This is a genomic window from Pseudomonas sp. TKO26, assembly GCF_003225665.1.
Classification (GTDB): Bacteria; Pseudomonadota; Gammaproteobacteria; order Pseudomonadales; family Pseudomonadaceae; genus Aquipseudomonas; species Aquipseudomonas saponiphila.
Genome location: NZ_QKLN01000002.1, coordinates 18048 through 38422 on the forward strand (window position 1 = coordinate 18048; position 20375 = coordinate 38422).

At 64.2% G+C, this 20375-nt stretch carries 19 protein-coding genes; 9 read left to right on the forward strand and 10 right to left on the reverse strand.

Translation table 11 applies throughout. The annotated features are described in order from the left end of the window. The first annotated feature begins 85 nt into the window (after positions 1–85). The gene (gene kynA / locus DNK59_RS03285) at positions 86–937 is read left to right on the forward strand and encodes a tryptophan 2,3-dioxygenase (RefSeq protein WP_110722258.1); all 852 of its coding nucleotides are present in this window, start codon (positions 86–88) and stop codon (positions 935–937) included. A gap of 187 nt (positions 938–1124) precedes the next feature. After that, the gene (locus DNK59_RS03290; protein WP_110722259.1) at positions 1125–2624 is read left to right on the forward strand and encodes a PLP-dependent aminotransferase family protein; all 1500 of its coding nucleotides are present in this window, start codon (positions 1125–1127) and stop codon (positions 2622–2624) included. A gap of 1 nt (position 2625) precedes the next feature. Here DNK59_RS03290 and DNK59_RS03295 read toward each other — a convergent pair whose 3' ends face one another. The 5 genes from DNK59_RS03295 to antA all read right to left on the reverse strand — a co-directional run bounded on the left by DNK59_RS03295 (position 2626) and on the right by antA (position 8430). Then, positions 2626–3846 (reverse strand): benzoate/H(+) symporter BenE family transporter, encoded by a 1221-nt coding sequence (locus DNK59_RS03295; protein WP_110722260.1) that lies wholly within the window; start codon positions 3844–3846, stop codon positions 2626–2628. Between the two features lie 182 nt (positions 3847–4028). After that, positions 4029–5429, reverse strand: a complete 1401-nt coding sequence (locus DNK59_RS03300) for an amino acid permease (RefSeq protein WP_016964421.1) — start codon at positions 5427–5429, stop codon at positions 4029–4031. A 78-nt stretch (positions 5430–5507) separates the two neighbouring features. Continuing rightward, a complete protein-coding gene (gene antC / locus DNK59_RS03305) occupies positions 5508–6530 on the reverse strand; it encodes an anthranilate 1,2-dioxygenase electron transfer component AntC (protein WP_110722261.1) in 1023 nt (340 codons plus the stop codon). A 17-nt stretch (positions 6531–6547) separates the two neighbouring features. Then, complete coding sequence (gene antB, locus DNK59_RS03310; RefSeq protein WP_092319379.1) at positions 6548–7039, reverse strand: anthranilate 1,2-dioxygenase small subunit; 492 nt, start codon at positions 7037–7039, stop codon at positions 6548–6550. 2 nt (positions 7040–7041) lie between these two features. Then, entirely contained in the window at positions 7042–8430 is a 1389-nt protein-coding gene (gene antA / locus DNK59_RS03315) for an anthranilate 1,2-dioxygenase large subunit (RefSeq protein WP_092319381.1), read from the reverse strand. A gap of 338 nt (positions 8431–8768) precedes the next feature. Here antA and DNK59_RS03320 point away from each other — a divergent pair, with 338 nt between their 5' ends. After that, entirely contained in the window at positions 8769–9782 is a 1014-nt protein-coding gene (locus tag DNK59_RS03320; protein WP_110722262.1) for a helix-turn-helix domain-containing protein, read from the forward strand. 6 nt (positions 9783–9788) lie between these two features. On the opposite strand, the gene DNK59_RS03325 is transcribed toward DNK59_RS03320, so the two are convergent. Further along, the gene (locus DNK59_RS03325; protein WP_092320574.1) at positions 9789–10262 is read right to left on the reverse strand and encodes an Lrp/AsnC family transcriptional regulator; all 474 of its coding nucleotides are present in this window, start codon (positions 10260–10262) and stop codon (positions 9789–9791) included. Between the two features lie 187 nt (positions 10263–10449). Between DNK59_RS03325 and kynU the strand changes: the two genes are divergently transcribed. After that, positions 10450–11700: a kynureninase gene (gene kynU, locus DNK59_RS03330; RefSeq protein WP_110722263.1), complete on the forward strand. Its 1251-nt coding sequence runs from the start codon at positions 10450–10452 to the stop codon at positions 11698–11700. A gap of 110 nt (positions 11701–11810) precedes the next feature. After that, positions 11811–13214, forward strand: a complete 1404-nt coding sequence (locus DNK59_RS03335) for an amino acid permease (RefSeq protein ID WP_092319387.1) — start codon at positions 11811–11813, stop codon at positions 13212–13214. A 21-nt stretch (positions 13215–13235) separates the two neighbouring features. On the opposite strand, the gene DNK59_RS03340 is transcribed toward DNK59_RS03335, so the two are convergent. The 3 genes from DNK59_RS03340 to DNK59_RS03350 all read right to left on the reverse strand — a co-directional run bounded on the left by DNK59_RS03340 (position 13236) and on the right by DNK59_RS03350 (position 15186). Further along, the gene (locus DNK59_RS03340) at positions 13236–13607 is read right to left on the reverse strand and encodes a MerR family DNA-binding protein (RefSeq protein WP_110722264.1); all 372 of its coding nucleotides are present in this window, start codon (positions 13605–13607) and stop codon (positions 13236–13238) included. A 64-nt stretch (positions 13608–13671) separates the two neighbouring features. After that, on the reverse strand, positions 13672–14247 hold the full coding sequence (locus DNK59_RS03345; protein ID WP_110722265.1) for an NAD(P)H-dependent oxidoreductase: 576 nt from the start codon (positions 14245–14247) through the stop codon (positions 13672–13674). Between the two features lie 57 nt (positions 14248–14304). After that, positions 14305–15186 (reverse strand): LysR substrate-binding domain-containing protein, encoded by an 882-nt coding sequence (locus DNK59_RS03350; protein ID WP_110722266.1) that lies wholly within the window; start codon positions 15184–15186, stop codon positions 14305–14307. A 239-nt stretch (positions 15187–15425) separates the two neighbouring features. On the opposite strand from DNK59_RS03350, the gene DNK59_RS03360 reads away from it, so the two are divergent. Further along, a complete protein-coding gene (locus tag DNK59_RS03360; protein WP_110722267.1) occupies positions 15426–16190 on the forward strand; it encodes a sulfite exporter TauE/SafE family protein in 765 nt (254 codons plus the stop codon). Here the strand turns inward: DNK59_RS03360 and DNK59_RS03365 are convergent. Continuing rightward, complete coding sequence (locus DNK59_RS03365) at positions 16187–16507, reverse strand: putative quinol monooxygenase (protein ID WP_371920249.1); 321 nt, start codon at positions 16505–16507, stop codon at positions 16187–16189. The two genes, DNK59_RS03360 and DNK59_RS03365, sit on opposite strands and share 4 nt — an antisense overlap. A gap of 202 nt (positions 16508–16709) precedes the next feature. On the opposite strand from DNK59_RS03365, the gene DNK59_RS03370 reads away from it, so the two are divergent. The 3 genes from DNK59_RS03370 (at position 16710) to ggt (ending at position 20183) form a co-directional block, all read left to right on the forward strand. Beyond that, positions 16710–17300 carry an NAD(P)H-dependent oxidoreductase gene (locus tag DNK59_RS03370; protein WP_092319399.1) on the forward strand — a complete coding sequence of 197 codons (591 nt, stop codon included), beginning with the start codon at positions 16710–16712 and terminating at the stop codon, positions 17298–17300. A gap of 68 nt (positions 17301–17368) precedes the next feature. Beyond that, a complete protein-coding gene (locus tag DNK59_RS03375; protein WP_110722269.1) occupies positions 17369–18280 on the forward strand; it encodes a LysR family transcriptional regulator in 912 nt (303 codons plus the stop codon). 235 nt (positions 18281–18515) lie between these two features. After that, positions 18516–20183 (forward strand): gamma-glutamyltransferase, encoded by a 1668-nt coding sequence (gene ggt, locus DNK59_RS03380; RefSeq protein WP_110722270.1) that lies wholly within the window; start codon positions 18516–18518, stop codon positions 20181–20183. The last annotated feature ends 192 nt before the right edge of the window (positions 20184–20375 follow it).

Here is a 20375-nt window from a genome sequence, read left to right on the forward strand (position 1 = left end):
TGGCCGTCCGCGCCGTTGTGCTCCCCGAGTCCGGGTTGCGCAGCCTGCGGGTGGCAACCGCTGCCTGAGGCGAGGAGCCCACGCCATGAGCCAATGTCCTTTTTCAAGCAACCCACCGGATGAATGGCATAACGCCGAGCTGAATTTCTCCGACTCCATGAGCTACGGCGACTACCTGGACCTGGGGCGCATCCTCAGCGCCCAGCACCCGCTGTCGCCGGACCACAACGAGATGCTGTTCATCATCCAGCACCAGACCTCGGAGCTGTGGATGAAGCTGATGCTGCATGAGCTCAAGGCCGCCCGCGAGCAGGTGCGCCAGGGCCAGTTGCCTCCGGCGTTCAAGATGCTGGCGCGGGTGTCGCGGATCTTCGACCAGCTGGTGCACGCCTGGGCGGTGCTGGCGACCATGACGCCCTCCGAGTACAAGTCGATCCGCCCCTACCTGGGCCAGTCTTCTGGCTTCCAGTCGTTCCAGTACCGGGAAATCGAATTCATCCTCGGCAACAAGAGTGCGGCCCTGCTGCGGCCCCATGCTCACCGCCCGGAGCTGCTGCAGTCTTTGGAAGAGTCGATTGCCACCCCGTCCATGTATGACGAAGCGATTGCCCTGATGGCCCGCAGTGGCTTGAGTATCGATCCTGCGCGCCTGGCGTTGCAGAGCACCACCACGACCCAGCATGACCCGTCGGTGGAGGTGGCCTGGCGCGAGGTGTACGCCAACCCTTCGGCCTATTGGGACCTGTATCAGCTGGCGGAAAAATTCATCGACCTGGAAGACTCGTTCCGCCAGTGGCGCTTCCGCCACGTGACTACCGTCGAACGCATCATCGGCTTCCAGCCCGGCACCGGCGGTACCGAAGGCGTCGGCTACCTGCGCAAGATGCTCGACACCGTGCTGTTCCCCGAACTGTGGCGAGTGCGCTCCTCGCTTTGATCGCCCTGTTCACTTAAATAAAAAACGGCGCGTCCCCACCTTGGGGGCGCGCCGTTTTTGCAGGGCGTGCCGATTGCCACATTCTCCGTTCGCCGGCAGCGAAGGTTGCAGCAGCTGACGCGAGGGCCGCTGTGCAGCTAAAGTGGTCGCCTCTTGTGCGCCACTTTCATTTGAGCAGGCAGACCACATGTCTCGGACCTTCGAGCTTGAAACCCTCAACATGCGCCTCAACGATCCGCAGTTCGCGCCCCTGGACCTGCACCAGCGGATCCAGCGGGCCTTGCGCGGGCTGATCCTCGACGGTGCTCTGGGTCCAGGGGTGAAACTGCCGGCGACCCGTGGCCTGGCCAAGTCGCTCGCGGTGTCCCGGGATACGGTGGAGAACGCCTATGTGCAGTTGCAGCGCGACGGTTTCATCGTGCGTCGCGAAGGTTCGGGGAGCTACGTCTGTGAAAACATCGGTGCCCAGTTGCGCGGTGCCGCCCGGCGTCGCCTGCGTTTGCAGGAGCAGCCCCCCAGCGCCCGGGAACCGGGCTCGGGCCTGAGCCGGCGGGGCCGGCTGCTGGTCGAGCGCGGTGGCGTCACCGACCAGCAAGCGGTGAGCGCATTTGCCACAGGCTTGCCGGAAACCCGCAGTTTTCCCCTGGATGTCTGGGAGCGCCTGCAACGCCAAGTGCTCAAGGAGTACCGCGGCAACGTGCTGCTGCATGGTGACCCGCAAGGCGCCGAGCCGCTGCGCCAGGCCATCGCCGCCTACCTGAACCTGGAGCGCGGGGCCAAGGTGCGTGCCGAGCAGATCCTGGTGCTGAGCAGTACCCGGCAGGCGCTGTACCTCTGTGCCCAGCTGCTGGTGGATGCCGGCAAGCCGATCCTGATGGAGAACCCCGGCTACTTCGGCGCTCGCAAGGCCTTCGAGGCCGCCGAGGCCTGGATCAATCCCATCGATGTCGACGCCCAGGGCATTCGCACCGACCTGCTGCGGGCCGACCGCAGTGGCGGCCAATGCGTCTATGTAACGCCCTCGCACCAGTACCCCAGCGGCGTCACCCTGTCCCTGGAGCGGCGCCTGGAGCTGACCCGCTGGGCCGCCGAGCACGGCAAGTGGATCATCGAGGACGACTACGACAGCGAGTTCCATTACGACGGCCTGCCCACCGCCTGTGTCCAGGGCCTAGACCCTTATCAGCGCACGCTCTACGTCGGCACCTTCAGCAAGACCCTCTACCCCGGCTTGCGCATGGGCTACATGGCCCTGCCCGATGAGCTGGTGGGCGCCTTCAGTGCGGCCCGCAGCATCATGGATGGCCACACGCCGCAGATCCTCCAGTTGACCCTGGCGCGGTTCATGGAGGAGGGCCACTACAACGCCCATGTGCGGGCCATGCGCAAGCTCTACGCCGGGCGCCGGCAAGTCATGCTCGATGCCATCGGGCGGCATTTGCAGGGCATTGCCGTGGCCTTGCCGCCACCGGGCGGGTTGCAGATTCCTTGCCTGCTGGAGCCCGGCTGGAGCGAGGAACTGACCCAGCAACGGGCCGCCCGGGCCGGCATCCAGTTGCCCGGGCTCAGCCGGCTCTATGCCAGCGAGCCGAAACGGCAGGGCTGGTTGCTGGGCTACGCCTCGCTGAGCGCCCATGAAATCGAAACCACCCTGGCACGCCTGGCCGTGGCCCTGCGCAAGACTTAGCTCAACGCTGGCTTTCAGGGGTAGCGGCGCGGCCAGCGAGGGGATGGGCCCGGCCGTGAATCAGCAGGTGCGCAGTCAAGCCGGCCACCAGCCCCCAGAAGGCGCCGCCGACCCCGAGCAGGGTGACGTTGGCCGCCGTGGCGAGGAAGGTGATCAGCGCGGTTTCCCGGGTGGCCGCGTCGGCCATCGCATTGGCCAGGCTGCCGCCGATGGCCCCCAATAGCGCCAGGCCCGCCAGGGTGCTGACAAAGGTCTTGGGCAGCACCATGAACAGGCTGGCCAGGGTCACGCCGAAGGTGCCCACCAGGAGGTAGAACAGCCCGCAGGCGACACCGGCGATGTAGCGTTTTTTCGGGTCCGGGTGGGCGTCCTTGCCGGTGCAGATCGCCGCGGTAATCGCCGCCACGTTGAAGGCGTGGGCGCCGAAGGGGGCCATCAGCAGCGAACCCAGGCCGGTGACCGTGAGCAGCGGGTTGGCGCTGGTAGCGTAGCCGTCATTGCGCAGCACCAGCATGCCGGGCATGTACTGGCCGGTAAGGGTGATGACGAACAGCGGCAAGGCCACCCCCAGCAAGGCCTGCAGGGAGAACTGCGGCGCCGTGAAGAGGGGTACGGCCAGGCTCAGGTGCACGGCTGAAAAGTCGATCCGCTGCTGTGCGATGAGCAGCCCCAGGCCTATCACCAGGATGCCCACCACGGCAAAGCGCGAGGTGAAACGCCGCAGCAGGGCGTAGGACACCAGCAGCACGATCACCAGCAGCGGGTCGGCGCTGGCGCCGCCAAAGGCGTTGATCCCGAATTGCAACAGAATGCCCGCCAGCAGACCGGCGGCAATGCCCTTGGGGATCATCCGTACCAGCCTGTCGAAGGCCCCGGTGGCCCCCAGCAGCATGAAGCCCAGGGCCGAGATCAGATAGGCGCCGATCACCTCGGCGTAGGGCGTGGAGGGCATCACCGTGGCCAGGAAGGCCGCGCCGGGGGTGGACCAGGCGGTGATGATCGGTGCTCTGTACCGCAGGCTCAGCCACAGCCCGGAAAGCCCCACGCCCACCGACACCGCCCAGACCCAGGACGCGGTCTGGGCCGGTGACAGCCGTGCCAGTTCGGCGGCCTGGAACACCAGGACAAAGGTTCCGCCGTAGTTCACCAGCACTGAAATCAGCGCCGCCACGCTGGGCGAGAAAACATCGCTCCAGCGCAGGCTTGTCGTCGTTCTGTTCATCAGCCGCTCTCCATCCAGAAACAGGCTCCCAGGCTCGGGTGCCGGGAGGACGTCGATTCTAGGGATTGGGTGGACTGTTGCTTCAGGCCGCATTTGTCGTTATCGGCAGACCGCTTTTGCGCCGCCGACAAAAAAGCCCGGCCTTGATCAGGCCGGGCTTGCGGGTGTTGCCTGCGTGAGGCTTAGTGCAGCGCGGGTTGCCCGGCCTTGCGCGCATGGCTCAGGCGGTAGAAACCCCAGATCACCAGGACCCACACCGGAATCGCATACACCGAGGCGCGGATGCCTGGGATCATCCACATCACGCCGACGATCATCAGCATGAAGGCCAGGCACAGGTAGTTGCTCAATGGCGACCAGAACGCCTTGAACGACGGCACCACGTTCTGCTCGGCCATGGCCTTGCGAAAACGCAGGTGGGTCAGGCTGATCAGTGCCCAGTTGATCATCAGCGCGGCCACCACCAGGGCGAACAGCAACTCCAGCGCTTCGTGGGGCGCCAGGTAGTTGACCAGTACGCAGAGCAGGGTGATCAGGGCGGAGATGCCCAGGGCCAGGATCGGCACGCCTTGCTTGTTGAGCTTCATCAGCGCCTTGGGGGCGTCGCCCTGTTCGGCCAGGCCGAAGAGCATGCGGCTGTTGCAGTACACGCCGCTGTTGTACACCGACAGCGCCGCGGTCAGGACCACGAAGTTGAGGATCTGCGCCGCCGCGTCACTGCCGATCAGCGAGAAGATCTTCACGAAGGGGCTGCTGCTGTAGGCGTCGCCGCCGGCATTCAGGCTCACCAGCAGTTCGTCCCACGGGTACAGCGACAGCAGCACCGCCAGGGCGCCGACGTAGAAGATCAGCACCCGGTACACCACCTGATTGATGGCCTTGGGGATCACCTTGCGCGGCTCGGCGGCTTCGGCGGCGGTGATGCCCACCAGCTCCAGGCCGCCGAAGGAGAACATGATGAAGGCCATGGCCATCAGCAGGCCGGTGCCGCCGTTGGGGAAGAAACCGCCGTGGGACCAGAGGTTGCTCACCGAGGCCTGGCTACCGCCGCTACCGCTGAACAGCATGTAGCAACCGAGGACGATCATGCCGACGATGGCCACCACCTTGATGATGGCGAACCAGAACTCGGCTTCACCGAAAAACTTCACATTCATCATGTTGATCAGGTTGACCAGCACGAAGAACACCGCCGCGCTGACCCAGGTGGGGATTTCCGGCCACCAGAACTGCACGTACTTGCCCACCGCGGTGAGCTCGGCCATGCCCACCAGGACATACAGCACCCAGTAGTTCCAGCCCGCGAGAAAGCCGAAATAACCACCCCAGTACTTGTGGGCGAAGTGGCTGAAGGAACCGGCCACCGGCTCCTCGACGATCATTTCTCCCAACTGGCGCATGATCAGGAAGGCAATGAAGCCGGCAATCGCATAGCCGAGGATCATCGAGGGTCCGGCGGACTTGAGTACCCCGGCCGAACCGAGGAAGAGTCCGGTGCCGATCGCCCCGCCCAGGGCGATCAACTGAATATGGCGATTCTTCAAGCCACGCTTGAGTTCACCTTGTTGCAAGGTTTGATCCACTAATGTGCGCTCTCTTCTAGTTGTTATCAGGACAGATCCCAGGGTGAATGGGACCGATCGCGGCTAAATGCTGACGGATCAGATATTACTCTCGGTAAACCGCTCGTAATACAGTTGGACGCGGTTAAGTTGCTGTTCTTGCAGCCAGATTCGGATCGAATCGACCATCGGTGGCGGTCCGCACACGTACAGGTCGCTGTCGTTGTCGCGCAGCTCGCTGCTGTCCAGATGCTCGGTGATGTAGCCGCGCTTGCCCGGCCAATCCGGGTCGGCGTCGCTGATCACCGGGGTGAAGCGGAATGCCGGCAGGCGCTCGCCCAGGGCCCGGATGCGCGTCAGTTCGCACAGATCGGCACTCTGGCGCACGCCGTAATACAGGTGCACCGGTTGCTGGCAGCCCTGCTCGACGATCTGTTCGAGCATCGCCAGCAGCGCCGACAGCCCGGTGCCGCCGGCCACCAGCAGCAGTGGCCGGCTGATCTGGCGCAGGTAGAACGCCCCCAGCGGCGCCTCCAGCTCGATGCTGTCGCCCACCAGGCAGCGCTGGCGAATGTAGTTGCTCATCACCCCGTCGGGCAGCAGGCGGATCAGGAACTGCAACTGGTTGTCCGCCCCCGGCCGGTTGGCGAAGGAGTAGGCCCGGCTGCTGTCGGTGCCGGGAATCCGCAGGCGCGCGTACTGGCCGGGGAGAAACTCCAGTGGTGCTTGGCTGCGGCCCAGGTCCAGGTGCAGGATCGCGGTGCTGTCCGACACCTGGCGCACGTCGATCACCGAGCCTGTGCGCCGCAGCGGATCGGCGCTGTGGCACAGGCTGGAATCGAAGTCGAAATAGAACGCCGCATCCGACTGCACCCGGGTCTGGCAGGTGAGCATCTTGCGCTGCTCCAGGTCCTGGGGCGAGAGGGCTTCCTCGTCCACATAGTCCTGGCTGTACAGGCCCGACTCGCAACGGCCCTGGCAGGTGCCGCAAACCCCTTCGCGGCAGTCCAGGGGGATCTTGATGCCGTTGCGCAGGGCGGCGTCGAGCAGTATTTCATTGGCCTGAACCGGGAAGAACAGGGTCTTGCCGTCGGCAAAGCTGAACGCGACCTTGTGCGTCATGGGAGAACTTCCGTGGGTCAGAGGTGATAGAAATCGAGCACCGAGTTGATCGTGTCGTTGAGCAGCAGCACGTGCTTGCGCTGGATCAGCCAACTGTCGCCGTCGGGCTTGAGGTCATAGGTGGCGTGACCGTAGAAGTCCTCGGAGGTGGCCAGGCGATAGAACAGCGTGTGCCAGTTCAGGCGCACCTGCAGATGGCCGTTGTCGCCCTCGGCGATGCGCAGGTTGCTGACCAGGTGCAGGGTGCGCGGCATGGGAATGGTCGAGGCCGCCTTGCCGGTACGCAGGCGGAACACCCGGTCTTCGAGCCCCGAACGGTTGGCGTAGTAGATCAGCGACATCTCGCGTTTCGGGTCCCGGGTGTAGACGTGTTCCGAGTCCCACTGCGGCAGGTGGAACTCGCTGTCCACGGCGAACAGCTGCAGGTAGGCGTCCCAGTCCTGGGCGTCGCACAGTTCGCACTTGCGATAGAAGAATTGCTCGATCTGGTACTGCAGTTGCGCATTCATGTTCATACCTCACGCAGTTTCAGGGGCTGGCGCTGCAAGCCGTCGAGGAGGAATTTCTGCCAGTTGCGGTGCTGGTTGACGTACAGCCCCTCGTGGGTGATCTCGGTGCCGGTCATGGCCGGCTGGATGCCCAGGTTCTCGCTGTTGGCGGTGGGGCCGGTGGCCCAGCGGTGATGGCCGCGCGAAACATCGCTCCAGCGCTCCAGGCGCCCCTGGAAGCCGCGTTGGGCCTCGCGGAATTCCACCAGGTCATCCGGCGTGCCCATGCCCGAGACGTTGAAGAAGTCCTCGAACTGGCGGATGCGGTTTTCCCGGTCGGCGTCGCTCTCGCCCTTGACCCCGATGCATTGGCTGATGATCTCGGTCTTGTTCCAGGCGATGGGACGGATGATCCGCAGCTGCGAGCTGATCTGGTCGAGAAAGAACAGGCTGGGGTAGATGTTCAGGTTGCGCAGGCGGTGCATCATCCACTCGGCCTTGGCCTGGCCATGTTCGGCCACCAGGCGCGGCATGATGCTGGCGTAGCCGGAACGCACCGCCGGGTTGGGCATCTCGCTGAACAGCACGCTGTGGCCGTTGTTGAAGGCGAACCAGCCGTCGTCGGTGCTGGCGTCGCCGGCGCCGAGCTTGCTGTAGTCCAGGGTGGCGCTGCTGCCGCTGCCGTTGTCGCGGTTGACCTGCTGGCGGTGCTGCACCGTGGCCACGTAGTTGTAGTGCACGGTGCTGACGTGATAACCGTCCAGGCCGTTCTCGTTCTGCAGCTTCCAGTTGCCGTCGTAGGTGTAGGCGGACTTGCCCGGCAGCACCTCCAGTTCACCGTTGGGCGACTGGGCGACCATCATGTCGAAGAAAATCCGCGCATCACCGAGGAAGTCTTCCAGGCTGTTGTCGGCGGCCACGTCCAGGCTGATGAAGACAAAGCCCTTGTAGCTGTCGATGCGGGCTTTCTTCAAGCCGCGGGTGGCCTTGTCGAAGCCTTCGTCGTATTCCCCCGGGGCCTTGACCTTCACCAGGCGCCCGTCGCTCTTGTAGCACCAGGCGTGGAATGGGCAGGTGAAGGTCGACTGGTTGCCCTTGCCGACCCGGGTCAGGGTGGTGCCGCGGTGCTGGCAGGCATTGATCAGGGCGTTGAGCCGGCCCTCGCCGTCGCGGGTGATGATCATCGGCTGGCGCCCGGCGCGCATGGTGATGAAGTCGTGGTTGTTGGGCAGTTCGCTTTCGTGACAGGCGTAGATCCAGTTCTTCTCGAAGATCAGTTCCATCTCCAGATCGAACAGCTCGGGCTCGGTGAACATCTCCCGGGCGATACGGAACACGCCGTCCGCGGGGCGAAAATCCAGGCAGCCGTGGATGAAGTCCTGCCACTGTTCGACGCTTCTTGCACCACTCATGAGTCGGTACCTTTTTTATTCAGGTCAATCGGGTGCCGTCATTAGAGAGAGTGCGGGGCGCCGGTGGCTATCCGCTTAGTCGGCCAAGGCCATCCATAAAATTGCCTGGGTAGCCTCTACCCACAATCGGGCGGATAAGCGATCGACGGCTGCATCGCGGGGCACCGATCGGCTACTGTGAGCCCAGCCAGATGAGGACGATGGGGGCGGGTTATCCACTTAGTGGGCGATTGCTATCCACTGGGTTGGCAGCGTTGCCGACTGGCGCAAAACTTGCCCTGTCACACAAGACGCGCCGTCAGAGCGCGCTGAATAAAAATTGCCGTGGGTGCGCCGTGATGAATAGCAAGGCTGATGGGCTGTTTCGCGAGATTCGTATCGATCGCTATGACCTCGAAGGGGCCAGGAGCTGGATGTCGGGCATCTGTGGTCCGCATCGCCTGGTAACCGCGACCCCGGAACGGATCCGTTTTCACCACAGTGCCAACGTGCTCAGGTCACGCTCCACGACCCTGGGCATCATCGAGTACGGCACCGATGTGACCGTCGATATCGAAGACACCGAGCGCTTCAGCAGCTACAGCCTGAGCCTGCCCCTGTGCGGCGAGCAGGAACTGAGCAAGGACGGTCGGCTGCTGCATTCGGACCCTGACCAGGGAGTGATCATCGCCCCCAACGAAAGCCAGGTGCTGGCCATTTCCGGCGACTGCCGCAAGCTGCAGGTGGTGATTTCCCGACCGGCCATGAGCGAAGCCCTGGAGGCCCTGCTGCAACGTCCGGTGGAGCAGCCGCTGCGCTTCGAAGCGGCGATGGACGCGCGGCAGGGGGCCACCGCGGCCTGGTGGCGCATGGCCCAGCACTTCATCGGCGAACTGACCCAGGGCAACGAGCTCTATGAACAGCTGGCCTTCACCCGGGAAATCGAAAGCTCCCTGATCAAGGGCCTGATCCTGGCCCAGCCCAACAACTATTCCAGCGAGCTACGGGCCATGCTCGGGGTCAAGCTGCCGCATTACCTGGTGCGAGCTCGCCAGTACCTGCATGAGCATGCCCGTGAAGCGGTGCACCTGGAGGACCTGGAGGCCGCCACCGGTGTCTCGCGCTTCAAGCTGTTCGAGGCCTTTCGCAAGTACTTCGCCCTGTCGCCCATGGCCTACCTCAAGCGCCATCGGCTCAACGGCGTGCGCCAGGACATTCTCGAACACGGCGCGGCGCGCAATATTTCCGAGATTGCCCTGGCCTGGGGCTTTACCCACCTGGGGCGGTTTTCCGCGGAGTACCGCAAGCTGTTCGACGAGGCGCCCAGCGCCACCGCGCAGCGCCACCCGGCACGGCGCCCGGCAGGTTTCTAGGCCGGGTTACTTGCGCAGCACCAGATCCAGCAGGCCATCCTGCTCCTTGATCTTCTGCAGGACGATTTCCGAGCGGATGTCGGTGACCCCCGAGGCGCGGTTCAGGTGATTGACGATGAAATCCGAGAAGTGCTTGAGGTTGCGCGCCCGCACCCGCAGCACGTAGTTGCTGGCGCCGGTGATCACGTAGGCGGCCACCACTTCCGGCCATTGCTGGACCTTGCCGATGAACGTCTCGTGCCAGCCTTCCACGTCCTGGCGCAGGGACACGTGGACGATGGCTTCCAGCTCGATCCCCAGGCGCTCGGCATTGAGCTGGGCGCGGTAGCCGCTGATGATCCCGTCGCCTTCGAGCATGCGCAGGCGGCGCAGGCAGGCGGAGGGTGAAAGGGCGACTTTCTCCGCCAGTTCCTGGTTGCTGATACGTCCATCCTGTTGCAGGAAGTAGAGGATGCGCAGGTCGGTGGAGTCGAGGGTCATGGCTGGCATAAATCCGCGTTTTTTATTGGAGGATTAGAATTTTATTCGAGAGTAGTACGGTAACGCGCTGCACTTTGCACGAAAATTCTAGCGGGCTTCGTCCATTATTTCCTGAGTTTGCGGGTCGCCCAGACCCCGTGCCCGGCTCGCGCTGGCGGGCATGACCTTGACCAAGACAGGACTTCCAATGATCGATAAAAACCACTGCCTGCGTCTCGATGAACAGGACCCACTGGCGCCGCTGCGCCAACAGTTCGCCTTGCCCGAGGGCGTTATCTACCTGGATGGCAACTCCCTGGGTGCCCGCCCCGTGGCGTCCCTGGAGCGGGCCCGGCAAGTGATCGAGCAGGAGTGGGGCGATGGCCTGATCCGCAGCTGGAACAGCGCCGGCTGGCGTGACCTGCCCCAGCGCCTGGGTGATCGCCTGGCCCCGCTGATCGGCGCCAACAGCGGTGAAGTGGTGATCACCGACACCACCTCCATCAACCTGTTCAAGGTGCTCAGCGCGGCCCTGCAGGTCCAGGCCGAACGCGCTCCCGAGCGGCGGGTGATCGTCTCCGAAAGCAGCAACTTTCCCACCGACCTGTACATTGCCGAAGGCCTGACCCGGATGCTTGAGCAGGGCTATTCCCTGCGCCTGGTGGACAGCCCGGACCAACTACCGGCGGCCATCGACCAGGACACGGCGGTGGTGATGCTCACCCACGTCAACTACAAGACCGGCTACATGCACGACATGCAGGCCGTGACCTCGCTGATCCACGAGGCTGGCGCCCTGAGCCTCTGGGACCTGGCCCATTCGGCCGGCGCGGTGCCGGTGGAGTTGAATCGCAGCGGCGCCGATTACGCCATCGGCTGCACCTACAAATACCTCAATGGCGGCCCCGGCTCGCAAGCCTTCGCCTGGGTCGCGCCGGCCCTGTGCGATCTGGTGACCCAGCCGCTGTCCGGCTGGTTCGGCCATGCCCGGCAGTTCGACATGGCCACCCAGTACGAGCCCGCCAGCGGCATCGCGCGCTACCTGTGCGGCACCCAGCCGATCACCTCCCTGGCCATGGTCGAGTGCGGCCTGGAAGTCTTCGAACAGACCGACATGCAGAGCCTGCGGCGCAAGTCCCTGGCCTTGACCGACCTGTTCATCGAACTGGTGGAGCAGCGCTGCGCCGGCCACGACTTGAAGCTGGTGACCCCGCGCGATCACGCCAAGCGCGGCAGCCACGTGAGCTTCGAGCACCCCGAAGGCTACGCGGTGATCCAGGCCCTGATCGCCCGTGGCGTAATCGGTGACTACCGCGAGCCGCGGATCATGCGTTTCGGCTTCACCCCGCTGTACACCCGCTTCAGCGAAGTCTGGGACGCGGTGCAGATCCTCGGTGAAATCCTCGATGAAAAAACCTGGGCCCAGGCGCAGTTTCAGGTGCGTCACAGCGTGACCTGAGTCGGCTTCACTCCCTGATCGCCGCCACTGGCGGCGATCAGGGCCAGCGGCACAAGGACGGGCCGTCACAACGATTGATACGTGCACACAACAATAAAGAGGCACTCAAAGTGACCACCTCCAACAAGGGTTTCGAAGCGATTTCCAATCGCGAGCACGGCCTGCGGCGCCAGCTGACCGCCGGCCAGATGAGCATGATCGCCATCGGCGGGGCCATTGGCACCGGGCTGTTCATGGGCAGCGCCTATGCCATCGGTTATGCCGGCCCCAGCGTGCTGCTGAGCTACGCCATCGGGGCGTTGATCACCCTGATCCTGATGGGCTGCCTGGCGGAAATGACCGTGGCCCATTCCACCTCCGGCTCCTTCGGCGCCTATGCCGAGTTCTACGTCAGCCCGCTTGCCGGGTTCCTGGTGCGCTACGCCTACTGGGCGGCCATCGTCCTGGCGGTGGGCGCCGAGGTCACGGCCATTGCCATGTACATGAAGTACTGGTTCGCCAACGTTCCGGAATGGGTGTGGATCATCTCCTTCTCCAGCGTGCTGATCCTGCTCAACGCCATCAGCGTGAAGACCTTCGGCAACTTCGAATACTGGTTCTCCACCATCAAGATCGCCGCCATCGTCGGCTTCATCATCCTGGCGGTGTACGTCGTGTTCGGCTCCGGCAACCCCGAGTACGGGCTACACAACTACAGCGCCCACGGCGGCTTTTTCCCCAACGGTTTCGAGGGCATGTGGATCGCGGTAATCGTGTCGATCTTCAGCTACCTGAGCGTGGAAATGATCGCGGTGGCGGCGGGGGAGGCCAAGGACCCGCAGCGCGCGGTGAAGCAGGCCTTTCGCGCGACCATCGTGCGCCTGGTGGTGTTCTACCTGCTGACCCTGGCGCTGATGCTGGCCATCGTGCCTTGGGTCCAGGCCGGCAAGGCCCAGAGCCCATTCGTCACGGTGATGCAGACCATCGGCATTCCCGGGGCCACCGGGGTGATGAACTTCGTGATCCTGATCGCCGCGCTGTCGGCGATGAACAGCCAGCTGTACATCACCACACGGATGATGTTCAGCCTGTCCCGCGCCGGTTATGCGCCCAAGTCCATGGGGGCCTTGAGCAAGAGCGGGATTCCGCTCAATGCCCTGCTGCTGTCCAGCTCCGGCATCGCCCTGGCGACCCTAGTCAACGTGCTGTACCCGGAAAGCTCGTTCACCCTGATGATGGCGATCTCGATGTTCGGCGCGATCTTCACCTGGTTCATGATCTTCCTCACCCACTACTGCTTCCGCCGCTATCACCAGCGCCACGGCGAGCAGCAGCTGTCGTTCCGCATGCGCCTGTTTCCCTACAGCACCCTGCTGGGGCTGGTGCTGATGGCGGCGGTGATGATCACCACCTTCTTCACCGAGGCCTTCAAGATGACCCTGGTGTTCGGGGTGCCCTTCCTGCTGTTGCTGACCCTGGTCTACTACCTGTGCTTTCGTAAGCCGAGAACGGTGGCCGGGTTGTCCGAGGTCTGAGGCCGTGCCCCCCGGGTCGCCCTAGAGGCTGTCCAGGGGGCATTCCTCGCGGGCCTGTTGCAGGCGGGTTTCGAAGACTTCGAGCCGGCCCTGCAACTGCTGCAAGTCATCGATCTGCTGTTGCAGCTCGCGCCTCTTTTGCGCCAGGGCGGCCTGGGCGCGGTCCCAGGGAAAGGCCTGGCCCTGGTGCGTGGCGAACACCTGCTGCAATTCCTTGAGCTTGAAACCCAGCTGCTGCGCGCACTTGATGAACATCAGCTGCTCGACGCTCTGCGTGTCATAGAGGCGGTAGCGACCCTGGCGTGGCGCTTCGGGCAACAGGCCGATGGCTTCGTAATGACGGATGCTCTTGACCGTGGTTCCGGACAGTTGCGCGGCTTGGCCGATGTACATGAAGGCTCCTTTTCCAGTACCGGGCCGTCCGGCGGTGGACGGCGTTGCGCATTATCCGGCGCTTTCACTGCCTGGCAAGGCACTGCGCCTGCATCAGCCAATCCGCCTTGCGCGCTTCGCTGGCGTCCAGCACCGGGCCAAAGGTCAGGGTGCGCAAGGGCTTGATGCCGCAGAAGTCCAGGGTGGTGCGGCGCATCTGCTGCAGGCCGGGCATGCGGTAGAACCAGCGGAAATACCAGGGCGGGGTGTCCATGGTCACCATCAGGTGGGCGGTGCGGCCCTTGAGCAATTGTTCGGGAAAGGCCTTGCCGGGGCGGTACTTGAAGGCAAAGCCCGGCAGCAGCACGCGGTCGATAAAACCTTTCAACAGCGCCGGAATCCCGCCCCACCAGATGGGAAAGACCCAGGTCAGGTGCTCGGCCCAGAGGATGTCGGCCTGGGCCTGGCGCAAGTCTTCTTCCAGGGGCTGGATCTGCCGGTAGCCTTCATGCAGCACCGGGTCGAAGTGCAGGTCGCCGAGCCTGAGCTGGCGCACCTCATGCCCGGCCTCCTGCGCCGCCTTCACGTAGCGCTCGCTCAATGCCGCGCACAGGCTGTGGCCGGAGGGGTGTCCGAGAATCACCAGGATGCGTTTGCTCATTTGCCGTGGTCCTTGAGGAATAAACCCCAAGGCTAAAGTCTGCCCCTAAGGGGAGAGTCAAGGTTCCAGCAGCGCGCGACACAAGCCCTGTGCATACAGCGGCAGGGCCTCGAAATCACGGGCGCACAGCAATAGCCGGCGTCGGGCCCAGGCCTCGTCCAAGGGGCGGCTGTGCAGTGGCAGATGATGGTTGCGCTGCAGGGCGGCCAGGGGCACCAACGCCAGCCCGGCGCCACGGGCGACCATGCGCAGCTGCGCGTCGAAACCCTCGGCGCGGATGCGCAATTGCATGCGCCGGCCCAGGTGCAGCGCTTGCTCCTCCAGGTACACCGCCAGGGCGCTGTGGCTGGCCAGGCCGACATAGTCGTGGGCCAGGCTGTCGCTGAAGCTGGGGGCCGGCTGGGTGCTCAAGGGGTGGTCCGCAGGCATCACCAGTACCAGTGGATCGTCGCGAAATGCCCGGGTCATCAGGCCCTGGGTGTCCACCGCGTCGGAGACGATCCCCAGGTCCGCCGCGCCCTGGCGCAGGGCGTGGGTGATGCGCTGGCTGGGCAGTTCCTGCAGCTCGATATCGACCTGTGGATGTCTGCGCAGGAAGTCCGCCAGCAGCTCCGGCAGGTACTCGCTGAGGGCGGTGGTGTTGCACAACAGGCGGACCTGGCCCTTGACCCCCCTGGCGTATTCGCCGAGGTCCTGTTGCAGGTGCTCGGCGTACAACAGCAGCGTCCGCGCGTGCTGGGCCAGGGCCTTGCCGGCGGCTGTCGGGCTGATGCCACGCCGCCCGCGCTCAAGCAACTCGATGCCCTGCGAGGCTTCCATGGCGCGGATCCGAGCGCTGGCGGCGGCCAGCGACAAGTGGCTGCGAGCGGCCCCGGCGGTGATATTGCCGGCCTCCAGAATATTCAGGTACAGCCGCAGGTCGATCAGGTCGAAGTGCATGGGGCATTCCTCGGCGAACGGGGTCTCTTACGGAGGCCGTGCAGATGTTTTTGTAGGAGCCGGCTTGCCGGCGAAGAGGCCTTCGGATTTTGCCTCGGGCCTGAGCGCGCCTTCGCTGGCAAGCCAGCTCCTACGGCATCGACGGGCGATAGGTTGTTGCATGTGCCTATTGCTGGGCAAGAGGCTGGCTCAATATATGGCAGATTTTCAACGCGGCGTGCAGGGCGCAGGATAGGCCCATGAACAGCTCACTCGCGTTTTACCAGAATCTCGGAATGGCCCTTTCTTTGCTGGTCATCGGCACGTTTTTGCTGGCCGGCATGGTCAAGGGCGTGATCGGCCTCGGCCTGCCCACCATTGCCATGGGGTTATTGGGGCTGGCTATGGCTCCGGCGCAGGCTGCGGCCTTGCTGATCATTCCGTCGACCCTGACCAACCTCTGGCAACTGGCCGTTGGCGGGCACCTGCGCGCCTTGCTCAAGCGTCTGTGGCCGATGCTGCTGGCGATCTTCGCCGGCACTGGCGCCGGTGCCCTGTGGCTGGGCATCGAGGGCGGGCATTGGGTGGTGCGGGGGTTGGGCGCGGCGTTGCTGCTGTATGCCCTGAGCGGCCTGCTGCTGCCGACCCTGCGGGTGTCGCCGGCCCAGGAGCGCTGGCTGGCGCCGTTGTGCGGGTTGGTCACCGGGGTGATCACCTCGGCCACCGGGGTGTTCGTGATTCCGGCGGTGCCCTATCTGCAGGCCCTGGGTTTGAACAAGGAACAACTGGTGCAGGCCCTGGGCCTGTCGTTCAGCGTGTCGACCCTGGCCCTGGCCGCCGGCCTGCTGTGGCGTGGCACCCTGGGCGGGGCCGAATTGGGGGCTTCAATGCTGACCCTGGCCCCGGCGCTGCTGGGCATGTGGCTGGGGCAATGGTTGCGCCAGCGCATCAGTGCCTTGCTGTTCAAGCGAGGGTTTTTCATCGGCCTTGGCCTGTTGGGCGGGCATCTGCTGATCAGCGGCTAGATCTTGTGCTCGGGGCCTGCCGCGGCCGGGCTGAGCATGTCGATGGCGCGGATCTCGAAGTCGCGCTGCAGGTAATCCATGCGGGCCTCAAGGAACTGCTGCATGTGCGGCAGGCTGGAGTGGGTGTCCAGCGCCGCCTGGGAGGCCCAGACCTCGTAGAAGATGAACAGGCTCGGGTCTTCCCGGTCCCGCAGCATGTGGTACTCGATGCAGCCGGCTTCGGCGCGGCTGGCGGCGACATGGCTGAGGAAGAACGCCTGGAAGGCGTCGGCGCGTTCGGGGCGGGTCTTGGCGTGGAGGATAAAGGCCTGGGGCATGTGCAAAGCACTCATTGACGGGGAGGTGGCGCAAATCCTAGGGCAAATATCTGCTGGTGATTCGTGCGTTTTGGTCAAATGTATTTTGAGCAACCTGGGCTTATTCTCCGCTCCCTGGCTGATTAACCTGCCGCCATCGTTTGCAACCTTCACAGCCCGCCGCTGCCAATGCGCGATGGGTTGTCCCCGATGAGGCCGGATCATGAAAAAAGTACTGCTGCTCAATGGCGCCAAGCAATTTGCCCACTCCGATGGCCGCTACAACGCCACCCTGCACGACACGGCGCTGGCGGTGTTCGACCGTGGCGGGGTCGAGGTCAAGGTCACCCAGATCGACGAGGGCTATGACATCCAGGAAGAAGTGGCGAAGTTTCTCTGGGCCGACGTGATCATCTACCAGATGCCCGGCTGGTGGATGGGCGCGCCGTGGATCGTCAAGAAATACATCGACGAAGTCTTTACCCAAGGCCACGGCAGCCTCTACGCCAGCGATGGCCGGACCCGTTCCGACGCCTCGCAGAAATACGGCAGCGGCGGCCTGATCCAGGGCAAGCAGTATATGCTCTCGCTGACCTGGAATGCACCGCAGCAAGCCTTCGACGACCCGAGCGACTTCTTCGAAGCCAAGGGCGTGGACGCGGTCTACTTCCCGTTCCACAAGGCCAACCAGTTCCTTGGCATGAGCGGTTTACCGACCTTCCTCTGCGTCGATGTGATGAAGCGCCCGAACATCGAAGGCGATGTGCAGCGTTATGCGCAGCACCTCAAGGCGGTGTTCAATCTCCCAGGCTGAATCCGGCTACTATTGAGTGCCTTGAAATTCAGCGGGGCGTTCTGCCCCCGCGCCGCCTGAGGACTCCTGTGAAAGCCCGATCCGACGAGTTGCAAGTCTTCGTCTGCGTCATCGAGTGCGGCTCGATTTCCGCTGCTGCCGAACAGTTGGCCCAGACCCCTTCGGCAGTCAGCCGCAGCTTGTCGCGGCTGGAGGCCAAGCTCGACACCACGCTGATCAACCGCACCACCCGGCGCATGGACCTGACCGAAGAGGGGCGCTATTTCTTCGAGCAGGCCAAGCGCATTCTCGATCAGATGGACGAGCTCGAAGAACGCCTGTCCTCGCGCCAGCGCACTCCTTCCGGGCGTTTGCGAATCAACGCCGCCTCGCCCTTCATGCTCCACGCCATCGTTCCCCACGTGGCCGAGTTCCGCCGGCTGTACCCGGATATCCAGCTGGAGCTCAACAGCAACGACCTGATCATCGACCTGCTGGAACAAAGCACCGACATCGCCATCCGCATCGGCGTGCTGGCGGATTCGACCTTGCATGCCCGCTCCCTGGGCTGCAGTCCGCTGCATATTCTGGCCAGCCCGGATTACCTGGCCCGCCACGGCACGCCGCAGAGCGTGGCGGAACTGGCCGGACACACCCTGCTCGGTTTCACCCAGACCGAAACCCTCAACCACTGGCCGTTGCGCCATGGGCACGGCGACCGCTGGCCGATCCAGCCAGGCATCAGTGCCTCCAGCGGCGAAACCTTGCGCCACCTGGCACTGGAAGGGCAGGGCATTGCCTGCCTGTCGCATTTCATGACCATCGACGACATCCGCGCCGGGCGCCTGCAACCGCTGCTGGCCTCGTTCAACAGCGGCTATCGCCAGCCGATCAACGCGGTGTACTACCGCAACTCGCAACTGGCCCTGCGCATCCAGTGCTTCCTGGACTTCATCCAGGGCAAGCTGGCCGCTTACGCCCACGCCGAATTTCAGGGCTGAAGGTCCCGCGCCGATACCCCGCCTGAATCAAGCTATCCCTTGTAGGAGCCGGCTTGCCGGCCAAGGGGGCCTGCGGATTTGGCGTCAGTCCCGAGATCGCCTTCGCTGGCAAGCCAGCTCCTACGGTTATCCATGGCTCAGGCTTGGGACGTTCGTGCCACGATTGCCGATTGCTCAAACCCGCGTCTCGGGCCTAAGGTTCTTGCCGTTCAATAACAAGAAAAGGAAGGACCTCATGCGCATTCTGTTGTTCAAGACCCTGACCCTGGCAGCCGCCATCGCCGCCAGCGGTTCGGCCTTTGCCGCGGCCCTGGAAGGCGGCGCGGTGGCGGCGCCCAACCAGTACGGCGCCGATGTTGCGGCGCAGATCCTGAAGAAGGGCGGCAACGCGGTGGATGCGGCGGTGGCCACCGCGTTCACCCTGGCGGTGACCTACCCCGAAGCCGGCAACATCGGTGGCGGCGGGTTCATGACGATGTTCATCGACGGCAAACCCTACTTCCTCGACTACCGGGAAACCGCGCCCAAGGCCGCGACCCGGGACATGTACCTGAACGAAAAGGGCGAGGTGATCGAGAACCTGAGCCTGGTGGGCGCCCGCGCCGCCGGGGTGCCGGGCACCGTGATGGGGCTGTGGGAGGCGCATCAGAAGTTCGGCAAGTTGCCGTGGAGCGAGTTGATCACTCCGGCCGTGGGTTATGCGAAGAACGGTTTCAAGGTGGCGGACAAGCAGTACCAGTACCGCGAGGATGCGTTGAAGCTGTTCAATGGCAGCACCAACTTCGGCGACTACTTCGGCAGCATGAAGCCGGGTGAAACCTTCCGTCAGCCGGAGCTGGCCGCGACCTTGGAACGCATTGCCGACCAGGGCGCCAAGGAGTTCTACAGCGGCAAGACCGCCGACTTGCTGGTGGCCCAGATGCAGGCCGACAAGGGCCTGATCACCAAGCAAGACCTGCAGGACTACAAGGTTCAGTGGCGCCAGCCGCTGCAGGTCAACTTCCGTGGCAACACCCTGTACACCGCGCCGCCACCCAGCTCCGGCGGAGTGGCCCTGGCGCAGCTGATCAGCATCAAGGAAGAACGCGCGGCGGACTTCAAGGGCGTCGAGCTGAACTCGGCCAAGTACATCCACTTGCTGGCGGAAATCGAAAAACGCGTGTTCGCCGACCGCGCCGACTACCTGGGCGACCCGGCGTTTTCCGAAGTGCCGGTCAAGCAACTGACCGACCCGGCCTACCTGAAAAAACGCGCCGCCGAGGTCAACCCCAATGCCATCTCGGCCACCGAGAAGGTGCGTCCCGGGCTTGAGCGGCACCAGACCACCCACTTCTCCATCGTCGATGCCCAGGGCAACGCGGTGAGCAACACCTACACCCTGAACTGGGACTACGGCAGTGGCGTGGTGGTCAAGGGCGCGGGCTTTTTGCTCAACGACGAAATGGACGACTTCAGCGCCAAGCCCGGCGTGGCCAACGCTTTCGGCGTGGTCGGCGGCGATGCCAACGCCATTGCTCCCGGCAAGCGCATGCTGTCGTCCATGAGCCCGAGCCTGGTGACCCGCGATGGCAAGGTCACCCTGGTACTGGGCACCCCCGGTGGTTCGCGGATCTTCACCTCGATCTTCCAGGTGCTGAACAACCTCTATGACTACCACCTGCCGCTGGAGAAAGCCGTGGCCGCCCAGCGCGTGCATCACCAACTGCTGCCCAAGGACACGATCTACTACGACGCCTATGCGCCGCTGACCGGCAAGGTCGCCGACGAGTTGAAAAACATGGGCTACACCCTGGAGGACCAGGGCTGGGAGATGGGCGATATCCAGGCGATCCGGGTCAATGGCCGCGCGCTTGAAACCGCCTCCGACCCCCGCGGCCGTGGTGTCGGCAAAGTCGTCCGGTAACCGCTGTCCCCTGTAGGAGCCGGCTTGCCGGCGAAGAGGCCTCCGGGTCTTGCGCAAGCCGCGAAATCGTCTTCGCTGGCAAGCCAGCTCCGACATTCGTTGTGCAGGCGCCGACGGCCGGCTGGTCGGCGGCGCCTCGATTCCGTAACATTCCCCGCCTCCTTTGTGCTCTTCCCAGGACCGCGTTCGCCG

Bases quoted from the DNA above. Each gene is read 5' to 3' on its own strand.
- DNK59_RS03360 (WP_110722267.1), top strand. From the start codon at position 15,426: ATGAACAGCTCACTCGCGTTTTACCAGAATCTCGGAATGGCCCTTTCT.
- ggt (WP_110722270.1), top strand. From the start codon at position 18,516: ATGCGCATTCTGTTGTTCAAGACCCTGACCCTGGCAGCCGCCATCGCC.
- DNK59_RS03320 (WP_110722262.1), top strand. From the start codon at position 8,769: ATGAATAGCAAGGCTGATGGGCTGTTTCGCGAGATTCGTATCGATCGC.
- DNK59_RS03290 (WP_110722259.1), top strand. From the start codon at position 1,125: ATGTCTCGGACCTTCGAGCTTGAAACCCTCAACATGCGCCTCAACGAT.
- antB (WP_092319379.1), bottom strand. From the start codon at position 7,039: ATGAATGCGCAACTGCAGTACCAGATCGAGCAATTCTTCTATCGCAAG.
- antC (WP_110722261.1), bottom strand. From the start codon at position 6,530: ATGACGCACAAGGTCGCGTTCAGCTTTGCCGACGGCAAGACCCTGTTC.
- kynU (WP_110722263.1), top strand. From the start codon at position 10,450: ATGATCGATAAAAACCACTGCCTGCGTCTCGATGAACAGGACCCACTG.
- antA (WP_092319381.1), bottom strand. From the start codon at position 8,430: ATGAGTGGTGCAAGAAGCGTCGAACAGTGGCAGGACTTCATCCACGGC.
- DNK59_RS03345 (WP_110722265.1), bottom strand. From the start codon at position 14,247: ATGAGCAAACGCATCCTGGTGATTCTCGGACACCCCTCCGGCCACAGC.
- DNK59_RS03340 (WP_110722264.1), bottom strand. From the start codon at position 13,607: ATGTACATCGGCCAAGCCGCGCAACTGTCCGGAACCACGGTCAAGAGC.
- kynA (WP_110722258.1), top strand. From the start codon at position 86: ATGAGCCAATGTCCTTTTTCAAGCAACCCACCGGATGAATGGCATAAC.
- DNK59_RS03350 (WP_110722266.1), bottom strand. From the start codon at position 15,186: ATGCACTTCGACCTGATCGACCTGCGGCTGTACCTGAATATTCTGGAG.
- DNK59_RS03325 (WP_092320574.1), bottom strand. From the start codon at position 10,262: ATGACCCTCGACTCCACCGACCTGCGCATCCTCTACTTCCTGCAACAG.
- DNK59_RS03295 (WP_110722260.1), bottom strand. From the start codon at position 3,846: ATGAACAGAACGACGACAAGCCTGCGCTGGAGCGATGTTTTCTCGCCC.
- DNK59_RS03370 (WP_092319399.1), top strand. From the start codon at position 16,710: ATGAAAAAAGTACTGCTGCTCAATGGCGCCAAGCAATTTGCCCACTCC.
- DNK59_RS03365 (WP_371920249.1), bottom strand. From the start codon at position 16,507: ATGCCCCAGGCCTTTATCCTCCACGCCAAGACCCGCCCCGAACGCGCC.